Consider the following 13,231-nt stretch of genomic DNA (forward strand, 5'->3'; position numbering starts at 1 on the left):
CTCTGGTATCCGAAATCGAACACAGCCGCGGTCCGTCACTGTCAGAAGACAATGGAGAGCTGGTGTCGTAACGTGAGGCGGAGGCGGCGCTAGAACCACACGCTCCGAGCACGACCATGGCGATGGCGGGTACTGCCAGAGCGGCCGAGCGAGAGTGCAATCTCAGCATGAGGACTCCCCTGCGAGTCGTGCATTCCGGACGATCAGCAGGTCGTGTGCCGGACGCCGCTTGTTCCGGTGAAGGAGTTCATGATCGCCCGAGCGAATGACGTCGTCGCGCCCGTGCTGGCCTGCAAGAGGTACGTAACCCAGGAGACCAGAGAGCAAGCCTGTGCGCATCCGGAGCCTTCGCTTTGAACAGGATCCCACCCGCGATCAGGCCGGAGGACGACTATGTAACCCCATGGCCGAGTGGACCCATTGCCTTGTCACCGAGCTGGCCCGGCACGCCAGATCCTCAGGGTAGGACCATGGCGTGGGACAATTCGAGTGCGGAAGGATTGGGAACCAACGCGGCTGTGGTGATGGCGTCGTGGTTTCCGGCACCGGCTGCTCCGTCCAGGGGCGACGTCCTCACGTACGCCTCCGGCCGTTCTCCGCGGCCGCGCATCCAGCCAGGCACGAAGATCGTCGGCACGCTCATGCCGTGCGTGGCGCCAGGCCAGGAGCAGCGGAAGCAAGCGATCATGCTCAGGCGATGCCGGGGACTTAGCATTTCGCTCCCTCGGGCGAGGCGGTTTCGGCGAAACCCCGTGATCATGTGGCGTACCTTTCTCATAACGGCACATGTCGGCCTGCAGGACCGTCAGAATCCGCGGAGTGATGCGCCTTCCTCAACACGTGCTGCGACAGCGCGTGGGTAAACTGCTGCTCGTTCTGCTGGGTGTGATGTCTCTGGGGATGTTTGCCTGGATTGGCATTTCCAGTACTGATGCCGCAGGTCAGATAACTGGTGTGGCCGGATTGGCCGTCTCCGTTGCGGGGCTTGCGCTTGCGCTTGTTCCTTTCATGCAGTCGCAGCCTCCGGCGCGTGAGGGAGACCTGGTCGATACTCTTGCCGAGACGCTCCAGAGCCAGTGGGACGACGAGGTGGGGGCGCGCAGACTGCGTGACCCGTCGGTGATCCCACTGGCGTGGTCCGCGACCGAGCGATCGGTTGTGGATACCCCGGACGCCATCGCGGGCTCCAGCGGCACCAGGATGCGAAGTCAGGCCCTCGCAGGCCGTCTCCACGGCGGATTCGACGAGGCGACCCGTCGGCTGGGCGACGGGTACCGGCAGATCCCCAGCGGACGTCTTGTGGTACTCGGCGAGCCTGGAGCGGGCAAGACAGTGCTGGCCGTCATGCTCGTTCTCGGCCTTCTGAAAAGCCGCGAGAGCGGCGCCACGGTGCCCGTTCTGTTGTCGGTCTCGAGCTGGGATCCGGTGAGCGAGTCGCTGGACGACTGGATTGTGCAGTCGCTCGCCACGGCCTACTACAACAGCCGTCCCGAAATCCCGCGCCGTCTGCTCGACCGACGCCTGCTGCTGCCGGTGCTGGACGGCCTGGACGAGATGCCCGAGTCCGCGCGCCGCAGCGCGGTCCGCGGCATCAACCTTGCTTGTGGCGACGGGCGCGGTGTCGTCGTGACCTGCCGGTCGGCTGAGTACGAGGACGTGATCGCGGGCGGCGCGCCGGTCCTGCGCCGCGCTCCGGTGGTCGAGGTCCGGCCGGTTCCTGCAGCGGACGCCCACGCTTATCTGAATGCCGTCGATTGGCCGGAGACGGCCGACTGGAGCGAGGTCTACGAGCGACTGGAGTCGGAACCCGACAGCGCTGTGTCCATGGCATTGTCCACTCCGCTGATGCTCTCCCTGGCCCGCACCGTCTACCAGCACTGTTCCGAGGCGCCGGCCGGTCTTTTGAGCTACAACAGCCGACACGAGGTGGAGGACCACCTCGTCGACCGGGTTGTCCTCGCGGCCTACGCGCCCCGCCAGGTGCCGGGTGACCTGGCCACCGCCGATCCGGACTGGCGGGTGCAGGCCGCCCAGGCCGAGCGCTGGCTCACGTATCTGGCGAGATATCTGCACCAGCACCGCGAACGCGACATCACCTGGTGGCTGATGAGCGGCCGTCTGTTGTCCCGCTGGGCCGGACCCGCCATCGGTATCGGTCTCGGGATACTCGTCATGCTCGTGGTCTGCGCCCTCGCCGCCCTGATGCCCGGAACCACGACCGATGACGTCCTAAGCGCCGGTGCCGGTACGGGAGGTGGGTTCGCCGTCCTGGCGATGTTCATCTGGTTCGCAGCGCCCGACCGATCCCCCGGGCGGCTGTCGTTCGCCGTACGGGGATCTCTGGCCCGACTGCGCCGCGGCTATGCCACGGGACTCGCGCTGACCGCGATCCCTGCCCTGCCTTCGATGGCCGCAGTGGCCGTCGCCGTCTCGATCGAGTCAGGGTGGACCGCTCCCGTCGTGCGGAACTACCTCGGCGCGCTCTCGTTCCTGCTGTCTCTCGCTTCGTCGATCGGCCTGGCGCTGGCCGCGCACAACTGGCTCGACGCGCCCCCCGAGCGATCGGTCCGGGCCGATCCGTCGGACTTCCTCGTCCAGGACCGCAAGTCGTCCCTGACCGCGGCGCTTTGTGCCGGAACGGTCCTGTCCCTCTCTGCGTTGCCCCTACTGGCGATCGTCCTGTTGGCGGACCTCGTGATCGTAGCGCTGGCCACAGGCTGGTCCAACGAGCCGCTCATCGCCGAGACCGTCGCCGGCCTGAGATCCGAGGACGTGGGTGGTGGCCTGCTCGTAACGGTCTCCGTATGCGGAGCCGGAGTTGTCCTCGCCTTACTCATCCTGCTGACCAGGGCCTGGCCCCGGTTCCTGCTGACGCGCCTGGTTCTCGGCGCGCAGCGCCGGCTTCCCTGGCATCTGATGCGATTCCTTGCCGACGCAAGGCAACGGCAACTGCTGCGCCAGTCCGGTGGCACCTACCAGTTCAGGCACGTCCGTCTGCAGGAAAGGCTCGCAAGCCGTTCACTTGCCGAGGACCGGCAGCCGCTCGATCCGACCGTCGGCAACCGGCAGCGCCGTCGTCTGGCCGGAACGGTCGCCGGAGTCATCGCGGCACTGTGCCTGACGTTGAGCACGGCACTGCCCAGCGACACCTCGCAGGCGACTTCCATCACCGGTGACATCGACGACATGGTGTTGAGCCCGGACGGCTCGACCCTGCTCACCGTAGCGGGGGGAAAAGTGACCCCATGGAACACCGAGACGGGGACCCGGGCCGGATTGCGAAGCCACAACCCACAAGTGCGACCGACAGAGCGGCCTTGGGGCCTTGCTGAGACGGCTACTGGCCCCATCATGGCCTTCTATTCAGGCGAAGGCGACCTACACGTGTGGGATGCGGACACCGGCGAGCGACTCGACAATCCGAAGCCTGTTCCCGTGCACGACTACTGCTCTCGGAATCGCTGCTGTGACTACCGCATGGACCAATCCATCGCCCTCAGCGGTGATGGCACGCGCGTGGCCTTCGCGGGCAGACAGTGCGTACTGGTCTGGGATGTGGCTGAAGACGCTCCTGTGGCCATGGCGCCGCTGGACGGCACCGACTTCACCACGCGCCTCAGGCTGAACGAGGACGGCACACGGCTGACCGCGTTGAGCGCAGCCGAATCGACACCCCGCGATGTCGTCGTCAGGTGGTGGGACCTCGGGAATGCCGTCGACGCGGGTGGCGTCCCCACCATCGACGGGCCGCGGCAGTCCCGTGTCGATCTGAAGGATCACTTTTCACTGATCACGTTGAGCGGCGACGGTACTCGTCTGGCAGCCAGTGGCGACAACGAGGTACATGTGTGGGATACCGGCATCGTTTCAGGGACCAGCCGAGGCACGAAGGTCGCGGACCTCACCGGCCACGTTGCGGACATCTACCATCTGGCACTCAGTGAGGACGGGAGCACACTCGCCGCGACGGCCGAGGGCACCACACGTTTCTGGGCTGTCGGACCCTAGGCCGACCTGAACGGGTCTCGGTCCGTTCCAAGAGCTCTCGTGACGGCCCGCGAGTCCCCTGGCAACAAGTACATGGCAGCGACGGGGTGTCCCGTGTTCCTCAGAGGCGCCAGGCTCAGGCCGAGCCGGTCGAGCCAGGGCTCGCTCCGGTGGGCCCGCCCACGACCGAAAGCAGGTCCACGACGAAGATCAGTGCCGAGCCCGCCGGGATCAAGGGAGACGGCGACTGCCTGCCGTAGCCGAGACGCGGGGGAACGATGATCTCGCGTCGGCCGCCGACCTTCATTCCCCTCACACCCCGGTCCCAGCCTTTGATGGCCCTGCCACCGCCCACGGCGAACTTGAATGGACGGTCCTCCTCCCAGGAAGAGTCGAACTCTCTACCGGACGCGAACGTGACACCCACATAGTGAACCCGGACGACCCGCCCCGGCTGTGCCTCAGCTCCATCCCCGACCACGAGGTCCCGGATCGTCAGCTCGGTCGGCGCACCACCCTCCGGAACCTCGATTCTGGGCTTCGTCAGTTCGCTCATCACGGTCCCATCGCTCGCCACCGGAATCCCTCGCACGGGCCGGCCGGACACATGGACCCTCCATGCGGCAGACGATCACGCTACCGGCAATGCCCACACGCCACCCCCGAGTGAGGCTGACCAAGCCCTACTGAGCTTCTTTCATCCTGGGCTGTCGGGTGAACCAGGCTGGTCAGGGGCGGTGACGTGGCGAGGCCCCTCGTCGTTGGTGTGGTGATCTCACTCAACACGCCGACGGCCGGGGGGCCTCGTTGGTTCCGTATCCTTCCACGCTCGATGTCCGGCACGAGCTGGTCGAGCATGTCTCATGGCTCATCTACGCCCGAAGGTGTGAACGCCGCACTCGCTCGCGCAAGTTGAGCTGCTTCCGTCAGGCACAGCTCGCCCCTGCCCACCTGCGCAAGAACGAGACGCTCGCTCAGCTCAGCGCAGGGTTCGGCGTCTCCGAAGCGACGGCCTGGCGGTACGTGGACGAGACGGTCGACGTCCTCGCCGCCTGGGCGCCAGGCCTGCGCGAGGCCCTGACCGGCCGTGGCGAGGACGACTTCGTGATCCTGGACGGCACTCTGATCCCCACCGACCGGGTCGCGGCGGACGAGCCGTACTACTCCCAGAAGCACAAGAAGCACGGCATGAACGTGCAGGTCGTTGCCGCACCCGACGGCACACCCCTGTGGTTCTCGCGGGCCCTGCCCGGACGCACTCACGACCTGACCGCCGCCCGTGCTCACGGCGTAATCGAAAGCTGCCACACGCGACAGATCCTCGCCCTGGCGGACCGCGCCTACCACGGCGCCGACGCCACCGTCCGCACCCCCTATTACCACCACCACGAACTGCCCGAGCACTACCAGCAGTACAACCGGGACCACGCCCGACTACGCGCCCCAGGCGAACGCACCTTCGCACAGCTGAAAACCTGGCGCCTACTTCGCCGAGCCCGATGCTCGACCAACCGCATCGGACGCATCGTCGCTGCTGTCCACACCCTCCTGATCTGCGGATACAGAGGATGAAGGAGGCTCACTAAGGGTTGTCCCGCAATGACCGCTCATAGCTCCGGGAACGGCGGGGTGTCGTCCATCATTTGCAACAACTTCCGAGCAGGTGTCGCTTCCTCTGGCCGTACGGAGGAGGCGACACCCTCGATGACTGACCGGCCTGCGTACACGGCTGTCCTTGCGGCTGCCTCCCAGCCGGTTTGCTGCCAGTAGCTCGCGTCGTGTGTGCGGTCCCGGGTCGCCGCAGCGGCGGAGTGCCACTGGTCGGTCCGGCAGATACTTCCCAGCAGGTCTAACAACTCGGCCTTGCAGGCCTCGTGAGGGGACCCGGCCAGTTCGAGAAGGAACGGGACCGTGGGAGCTGTCGCCTCGCCAACGACGAACCCCAGCGAACAGATGGCATCGCCCAGGTCATCGATGGCGATGCGGGCCGTGTCCTCATCCCCATATGCGATCCGGGACAGCAGAGGGGGAATAGCACCAGCCGCAGCCCCCGTCGCATCGCGCAGTTCTCCCCAGCGGACCCCGGAGACGCTCCTCAGCAGACTTCCCACGCCCTGCTCCTCATCAGATCCTCGTATACCGGCCCGGCGGTGCTTTAAGCATGGTGCAGCTATGGGTGGGGCCCCGGCCAGGCGGTTCGTGACCGGCTGGTGCAACAGGCCCCGGCTTTGGCGCGATGATCTTGCTGTGACTGGAGTGATCACTGCCTCGGCCCCGTCCTGGATAGCCCCGTTCACCGGGCTGAGCCCGCGCTGCTTCGGCAAGCTGGTGACCGCGCTGCGCCGTGAGGGGGCCGATGAGGTGCGGCGGGGTCGGCCGTGGGGGCTGCCGCTGGAGGATCGGGTGTTGCTGGTTACGGCTTACTGGCGCACGAACTTGACGCTGCGCCAGCTTGCCCCGCTCTTTGGGGTATCGAAGTCCGCGGCCGACCGCGTCATCAGACACCTCGGCCCCCTGCTCGCGCTCAGGCCGCGCAAGCGGTTCCGCAGGAACACTGTGCTCATCGTGGACGGAACCCTGGTCCCCACACGCGACCACACGGTGGCCGAGCAGTCGAAAAACTACCGATACTCCACGAATCACCAGGTCGTCATCGACGCCGACACCCGTCTCGTCGTGGTGGTCGGCCGGCCCGTGCCCGGCAACCGTAATGACTGCAAGGCATGGGACCTGTCCGGCGCGAAAGCCACCGTCGGCCGCACCACTGTGGTCGCCGACGGCGGCTACCGGGGCACCGGTCTGGTCATCCCGCACCGTCGCGAACGCGGGCAGCACGAACTGCCCGCCTGGAAGGAAGAGCACAACGCCTCCCACCGCCAGGTCCGGGCCCGCGTCGAGCACGCCTTCGCCCGGATGAAAACCTGGAAGATCCTTCGCGACTGCCGATTGAAGGGCGACGGCGTACACCACGCGATGAGCGGCATCGCTCGCCTGCACAACCTCACCATCGCCGGATAGACAAGCGGACCGAACACCGGCCGGCCTCGCCCGCACCCGCCCGAAGATCCTTTACGGGACAAGCCTTAGCCTCGCTGTTTCGCTTGGATACGGCGGCTGTTGCGGCGGAAATACGAAAGTGCCTTCCTGACCTGGGACGATGAACCTTGCTGAGGGGTTCTGTCGGTCCAGGCGGAGGGCACTTTCTACGTGCAGGGTATCGGGTTGCGTCCCAAGATCGATGTCAGCGCTGATGGTTCGGGGGTGGTCGGTCATGTCGGGGCACGGCTGCTGGCGGATCTCGCCGATGCCACCGGGTTGACCGCCGCGTACTCCGCCGCGCTCAGGCCGCTTCGGCCGCGTGGGACCGGCCATGACCCCGGCCGGATCGCCACCGACCTGGCCGTGATGCTCGCCGACGGCGGTGAGGCCATCGCGGACCTGGCCGTACTACGGGACCAGGCAGGGGTGTTCGGCCCGATCGCATCGACACCGACGGCCTGGCGGCTGCTCGCCGACGTCGACGAGACTGCCCTTGCCCCGCTGTCCTCTGCTCGTGCCCAGGCCCGGGAAGTCGCCTGGCTGCAGGCCGCCGAACACGGTGAGGGCATACCCGCAGTCCGCACCGCGGGGCGCTTGCTGCCCGGTCTGGTCCTGGATCTCGATGCCACGCTGATCGCCTGCCACTCAGAGAAAGCGCAGGCCGCACCGACCTACAAGGGCGGATTCGGGTTCCACCCGCTGCTGTGCTTCCTCGCCAACACCGGCGAGGCACTGTCCGGCCGGCTGCGGCCCGGGAATGCCGGCGCCAACACCGCGAGCGACCACATCACGGTGCTCGACCAGGCGCTCGGGCAGATCCCCGACGCCCACCGGCACGGCACCGACATCCTCATCCGCACCGACGGCGCCGGATCGGCAAAAGCCTTCCTCGCTCACGTCCGCGACCTGCGCAAACGAGGAATCCGTACCTTCTTCTCGGTCGGATACGCCATCACCGAGCCGGTCCGACGCGCTGTCCGGGCCATGCCGGACCGTCTCTGGCATCCTGCCCTGAACCAGGACGGGACAGTACGTTCCGGGGCGGAGGTCGCCGAGCTGACCGGCATGGTCGACCTGGACGGCTATCCGGTCGGCACCCGCATCATCGTGCGCCGGGAACGGCCGCACCCCGGAGCCCAGTTGTCCCTGTTCGACCAGGACGAGGGCCTGCGGCATCAGGTGTTCCTCACCGACACCCCTTCCCCCGGTGGTGGCTCCGCCCAGTTCCTGGAGGTCCGTCACCGCGGCCATGCACGCGTCGAGGACCACATCCGGTGCGGCAAGACCACCGGCTTTGGCCGCTTCCCCTCGCGCGACTTCAACGTCAATGCCGCCTGGCTCGAACTCAGCCTCACAGCGTTCGATCTGCTGGCATGGATGCGTGTCCTGCTGCTGGACGGTGAACTCGCGGCTGCCGAGCCGAAGAAGCTCCGCTACCGGCTGCTGCACGTTGCAGCCCGCCTCACCCGCGGCGGTCGACGCCTACACCTACGGATATCGGCGACCTGGCCCTGGAGACACGAACTCGCCACGGCCTTCCACCGCCTCGCCGCCCTGCCCCGTCCCGCCGGATGACCGGCAAACCCCTGCCCGTCCACGACCCGAAAGACCTTGGAGAACCCGGCCACCGCGCTGGGACTCCGCCATGCCCGAGCAGCGAAAACACTCACCCACCCCCGACAGTTGACGATCAGCGACGTCTCATCACCCCAACCGAAACAGCGAGGCTAGTCCGGAAAAGGTCGGTTGCCATAGCCGAGGAGATGGCCTCGTACCTGCGGGCCGGCGGGATCGGCGTGGACGTCGAGCACCGACACATCGGTCGGCCGATCCTCCCGCACTGACGAGTTCCGGCGACAGGAGGCCGCCGCACACAACGATCTGGAGGTGCCCGCCGTGGAGTACGTGCCCCTGCCCGCCGAGGTCTACGACGCGCCCCTGCCGCTGGACGCCTACCGCCAGGCCCCGCCCGTCGAGGAAGAGGCGGCCGCCGTCGAGGACCTGATGGACACCACCGAGTGGCGGGGTAACCGGGAGTACTGGCTACGCCGGGCAGCACTGTCAGACCGCCGCGCCCTCGCGGCGACCGTCGACACCCTTCTGCAGGGCGGCGCGCAGTCGGACGCCTGGCTGTTGCGCGAGTTCGACGATGCCCACGGCACGAGCGTGGGCAAGCACCCGCCGTTCGCGGACGAGTGGGACAGCGCCGGCGGCAGCCGCCCCTACGTCCGCCAGGAGTACCTGACCTGGATCACATCGCCTCTACGATGACCAGCGTGACCTCTCGCCGCGCACTTGGTGCTGGCCCCCAGACCGCGCACAGTATCCGCGCGGCCCAGGCCGACCTGCTCGATTCTCTTCCCGGCATCGGGATGCCCGATGTTGGCGAGCTACGGGCCAGAGGGGTGCTCGCGGCTCAGCCGTCGTCGGCCCCGGCCCCACGACGTACCCTCGGGACCGGTGGCCGTCCCGACGTCCCGTCCAGCAGCAGTGGCTGAGATCTCCTCACCACCGTCCGCCGAGCCGAGACGTCGACTACGGCCTTGGGGACCAACGGAACAGCCATTAGCGCTAAGTGCCTGTGTCTGCGCCGCTCATGACAGTTGGTGGGCAGGCTGGTGGTTCGGGTTGGCAGGCTCGTTGAGCGGTGCCGCGGCTACTTGGGGTCCTGGCTGTCTCAGAGGCAGACGAACGGTGGGGACTCATTCGGCTAGGGGTGAAACCGCTTTCCTCCCCTGATCATCGGGCTCAGAATGATCTGCATGACGACGACACGGGTGATCACACAGCAGGCCATCGGCAGCTCCGACGTGCTGGAGCTCGCCGAGATACCCGTGCCCTCGCCGGGCCCCGGCGAGGTCCTGGTCCGGGTACGGGCCACCGGTATGAACCCCGCGGACTGGAAGGTCCGCATCGGCAAGGTGGACTTCTTCGGCCCGCCGCCGTTCGTGCTCGGCCACGAGTTCAGCGGCACGGTGGAGGCCGTCGGCGAGGCCGTCACCCGCTTCGCGGTGGGCGAGGAAGTTTACGGCTGGACCGTCCCGCCACACGGCAGCCACGCCGACCACGTGGTGGTCCCCGAGGATCGAATCGCGCCCAAGCCGCGCACCCTCGACCACGTCGCCGCCGCCGCCCTGCCGATCTCCGGCTTCACCGCCTACCAGGCCCTGGTCACCCTCTCCGACGTACAGCCCGGCCAGCGAGTGCTGATCCACGGCGCGGCCGGCGGGGTTGGCCACCTCGGCGTACAGATCGCCAAGGCCCGGGGCGCGTACGTTATCGGCACGGCCCGAGCCGCCAAGCACGACTACCTGCGCGGACTCGGCGCCGACGAGCTGATTGACTATACGGTGGAAGACTTTTCGGCCCTGCGCGGCATCGACGCGGTGCTGGACACCATCAGCAACGATTACGGCCCGCGCTCGCTGCCCACCCTTAAGCCAGGCGGCATTCTGGTCGACGTCGTCGGCGTCGGCGTGGACCGCACCGAGGTGACGGCACGCGCCGCCGAACTCGGCATGCGGTTCGTGGAGTTCTTCCTGGATCCGACCCCCGCCGTGCTGACCGCCTTCGCCGAACTCGTCGACACCCACGGCGTACGCCCCACGATCTCCGAGACTTTCCCGCTCACCGAGTGCGCGAAGGCCCACGAGCTCAGCGAAACCGGCCGGGTACAGGGAAAGATCGTCCTCGTGCCTTAGCACCGCATCAGGCAGCGTTTGCCCTGGCGAAAGCCTCACGCCGCAGCAGGTGCAGGAGATCACGGGGTTGTCCGCGCGGCAGATTTCGACGGCGTCGACTACCTGCGCAAGCATTTTGAGCAGGAAAGGCCAGGCGGGGCGGCTGCATGACCGCGGTCGCGTGGGTGGTCTCAGGCGGCGGCAGCAGACAGGAGCGGGTCGATCTCTTCGCGGGAGGCGGTGGTGTGGGTGAGGAGGACCGCGGAGAAGCCGTCGCCGTGCTCGTCGACGCCGGTGTCCTTGGCAAGGGCCTTGCGGGGCAGCAGGCCGAGGCGGCAGACGCCGTCGGTGATGGTGAAGTCGATGAACTTGTCGCTGTAGTCGCGGTCGGCGCTCATGCCGATTGCTTCGTAGAAAGTCTTGGACGCCTTGGGCTTGGTGACGCCGACATAGCTGGCGGTCTCGGTCGGCTTCGGCGGCCTGCTCGCCGGCCCGGTGTCCTTATTGGTGGCCGCGGCCAGCTTCCACACCGCCCCGTCGGGTGCCTGGTAGACGGCGGTGAACTCACCGAAGGGCTGCTTCTTCGCCGGCTTGACGACCCTCGCCCCACCCGCGGTGGCATCGTCCAGGAGCGCCTTGACCTCGCTGGGCTGAGTGACGATGAAGGACAGGACGAACCCGCGGAACCCGGAGGTCGCCGGGTCCGCATCGATGTCGGCGGCGAGTGCGTCGATCTGGCGTAGGGCAAGCCGTCCGGTGCCGTGCAGGTCCAGGCCGGCGGCCGGATCGTCGTCGGTGGTCGGGGTTGAGAACGCGGCCGTGTCGAACTCCTGCGCGGCTTCGGTCTGCGTTGCCGAAGCCGCCCCCCATACCGGGCTCACTCGTCCTGGCCGTCGTCATCGTCGTCGAGATCGACGGCTTCCGGATCGCGCAGCGGGCGCAGGCCGTCGACCGGCTGGGTGGCGGTGAAGCTGTAGCGGCCCAGGATGTTCAGATTCTTGTGCTTGAGCGGGGAGAGCCGCGCCACGTCCTCGTCGCGGATCTCGTGGCCCTCGGCGCGGAGCTGGGCGACCGCGGCGTCGATGTAGCGAGTCGTCCAGAGAACGACCGCGTTCAGGACGAGTTTCAGCGAGCCCAACTGATCCTCCATCCCGTCCCGGTATGCCTGGTGGATGGTGCCCTTCTTGCCGTGGCAGATCTCGCGGGCAAGCTTGTGGCGGGACTCCTGGACGGTGAGCTGCTTGTGCATCTGCCGCCGGTAGGTGTCGTTCATGGGGTCGACGACGGCGAGCAGGTGCAGGGTCTTGGCGATCCGCCCGTACTCGGCGAACGCCTGCCCCAGCGGGGTCGGGTGGCCCTCACGGCCGAACATCCGCAGCAGGTTGTACGCCCTGACCTGGTTGGTGACCAGGGAGCCGGCCACCCGCAGCATGTCCGGCCGGTGCGTGATCACCTTCTTCACGTTCACCTTGTTGCGGGCGATGGCCTCCAGCGGCCCGTACCCGCCCGTGTTCTCGGCGCCGGGCATCTGGGCCTTCCAGAACCGCTGGTCCTCCAGATCCTTGAAGCGCGGGGAGAACCGGTAGCCGAGCATCTTGAAGATGCCGAACACCATGTCGGAGTAGGAGGCGTTGTCGGTGGCGACCATCTCCGGCTTCACCCCGCCGTCCAGGTTCAGCAGCGCGTCCAGGATGAACAGGGAGTCACGCGGCGTGCCGGGCACCACCATCTGCCCGATACCGATCACCTGGTCATTGATCGCGTTCAGCCAGGTGATGCCCTTCTTCTTCGCGAAGTACTTCGGCGAGGGTGCGGCGTTGATCGTCCGCGTGGGCACGACGAAGCGCAGGCCGTCGACGGAGGCCAGTAGTCCCTTGCCCCAGAACTGCACGATCGGCACCCGGGCCTGGGCCTTAATGAGGGCAGCGTTGGCCATAGCGATGGTGTCGCTGCGCAGGTAGTACTGGTCGACGTGGACCAGCCGGGATCGGGTCAGTGCCTCGGAGCCCGGGTTGATGACCGGCGTCATGCCGATGTTGCACGCCTCCGAGACCAGCAGCGCGACCATCGACGTCGGCCTCGACCTGCAGCTGGGCAGTCTCACCCTCGCCCTGGACGGCCAGGACTTCACACCGCACCACGCCCTGGTGCAGTTCGCCTCTGTCGAGGAGGCACCGTGGACAGCGCAGGAGGTCAAGTTCTCGGCCACGGGGCCGGACGGCAAGTCCGTGGGATTGACCGTGGATCTCCTCAACCACGCCTACGACGGCCCTCGTGCTGGAGTTCCCGCCACGATCTGGAAGGTCGTGGCCCTCGCCGCGACCTCTGCCGGAGACGCCGGCATTACCTACGCGCCTCCTGGCCACGCCGGATGACACCTCAAACTAGGCCACGAAAGGCCATCAGGAATGAGGAAGGTCTCGTCATGACGGGGCCTCCCTCGATCTGTGACGGCAAATCCGAAGCCCGCTTCCTGCCGCAGTTACTGTAGTGGCAGCCGCGGGATGGGGTTGGGATATCTCCAG

Annotated in this window: 9 protein-coding genes and 2 pseudogenes; 7 read left to right on the forward strand and 4 right to left on the reverse strand. The window is 67.3% G+C overall.

Features of this window, described 5'->3' with window-relative positions; translation table 11 throughout:
- Positions 1-822: 822 nt before the first annotated feature.
- Positions 823-4,008: an NACHT and WD40 repeat domain-containing protein gene (locus O1Q96_RS24275; RefSeq protein ID WP_269253702.1), complete on the forward strand. Its 3,186-nt coding sequence runs from the start codon at positions 823-825 to the stop codon at positions 4,006-4,008.
- A 115-nt stretch (positions 4,009-4,123) separates the two neighbouring features.
- Here the strand turns inward: O1Q96_RS24275 and O1Q96_RS24280 are convergent, their stop codons facing one another.
- Entirely contained in the window at positions 4,124-4,543 is a 420-nt protein-coding gene (locus tag O1Q96_RS24280) for an FKBP-type peptidyl-prolyl cis-trans isomerase (RefSeq protein ID WP_269250200.1), read from the reverse strand.
- Between the two features lie 210 nt (positions 4,544-4,753).
- Here O1Q96_RS24280 and O1Q96_RS24285 point away from each other — a divergent pair.
- Positions 4,754-5,559, forward strand: a pseudogene (locus tag O1Q96_RS24285) (transposase family protein).
- 35 nt (positions 5,560-5,594) lie between these two features.
- Here O1Q96_RS24285 and O1Q96_RS24290 read toward each other — a convergent pair.
- Positions 5,595-6,098, reverse strand: coding sequence for a hypothetical protein (locus O1Q96_RS24290; protein ID WP_269250201.1), 504 nt, complete (start codon positions 6,096-6,098; stop codon positions 5,595-5,597).
- Between the two features lie 136 nt (positions 6,099-6,234).
- Between O1Q96_RS24290 and O1Q96_RS24295 the strand changes: the two genes are divergently transcribed.
- The 4 genes from O1Q96_RS24295 to O1Q96_RS24310 all read left to right on the forward strand — a co-directional run bounded on the left by O1Q96_RS24295 (position 6,235) and on the right by O1Q96_RS24310 (position 10,727).
- Positions 6,235-7,005, forward strand: a complete 771-nt coding sequence (locus O1Q96_RS24295) for a transposase (protein ID WP_269253703.1) — start codon at positions 6,235-6,237, stop codon at positions 7,003-7,005.
- Between the two features lie 159 nt (positions 7,006-7,164).
- The gene (locus tag O1Q96_RS24300) at positions 7,165-8,601 is read left to right on the forward strand and encodes an IS1380 family transposase (RefSeq protein ID WP_419587064.1); all 1,437 of its coding nucleotides are present in this window, start codon (positions 7,165-7,167) and stop codon (positions 8,599-8,601) included.
- A gap of 321 nt (positions 8,602-8,922) precedes the next feature.
- Entirely contained in the window at positions 8,923-9,297 is a 375-nt protein-coding gene (locus O1Q96_RS24305) for a hypothetical protein (RefSeq protein WP_269250203.1), read from the forward strand.
- A 491-nt stretch (positions 9,298-9,788) separates the two neighbouring features.
- Positions 9,789-10,727: an NADP-dependent oxidoreductase gene (locus tag O1Q96_RS24310; RefSeq protein WP_269250204.1), complete on the forward strand. Its 939-nt coding sequence runs from the start codon at positions 9,789-9,791 to the stop codon at positions 10,725-10,727.
- A 170-nt stretch (positions 10,728-10,897) separates the two neighbouring features.
- Here O1Q96_RS24310 and O1Q96_RS24315 read toward each other — a convergent pair whose 3' ends face one another.
- Positions 10,898-11,587, reverse strand: a complete 690-nt coding sequence (locus O1Q96_RS24315; protein ID WP_269250205.1) for a VOC family protein — start codon at positions 11,585-11,587, stop codon at positions 10,898-10,900.
- Positions 11,584-12,792: pseudogene (locus O1Q96_RS24320) on the reverse strand (transposase); the annotation flags it as partial. The pseudogene O1Q96_RS24320 and the gene O1Q96_RS24315, both read right to left, overlap by 4 nt.
- On the opposite strand from O1Q96_RS24320, the gene O1Q96_RS24325 reads away from it, so the two are divergent.
- On the forward strand, positions 12,734-13,081 hold the full coding sequence (locus O1Q96_RS24325; protein WP_269250206.1) for a hypothetical protein: 348 nt from the start codon (positions 12,734-12,736) through the stop codon (positions 13,079-13,081). The pseudogene O1Q96_RS24320 and the gene O1Q96_RS24325 overlap by 59 nt on opposite strands.
- The last annotated feature ends 150 nt before the right edge of the window (positions 13,082-13,231 follow it).

Origin of the sequence: Streptomyces aurantiacus (assembly GCF_027107535.1) — a bacterium.
Taxonomy (GTDB): Bacteria; Actinomycetota; Actinomycetes; order Streptomycetales; family Streptomycetaceae; genus Streptomyces.

Excerpts from the sequence above, each read along its gene's own strand:
- O1Q96_RS24275 (WP_269253702.1), top strand. The coding sequence starts at position 823 with ATGCGCCTTCCTCAACACGTGCTGCGACAGCGCGTGGGTAAACTGCTG.
- O1Q96_RS24280 (WP_269250200.1), bottom strand. The coding sequence starts at position 4,543 with ATGAGCGAACTGACGAAGCCCAGAATCGAGGTTCCGGAGGGTGGTGCG.
- O1Q96_RS24310 (WP_269250204.1), top strand. The coding sequence starts at position 9,789 with ATGACGACGACACGGGTGATCACACAGCAGGCCATCGGCAGCTCCGAC.
- O1Q96_RS24325 (WP_269250206.1), top strand. The coding sequence starts at position 12,734 with ATGCCGATGTTGCACGCCTCCGAGACCAGCAGCGCGACCATCGACGTC.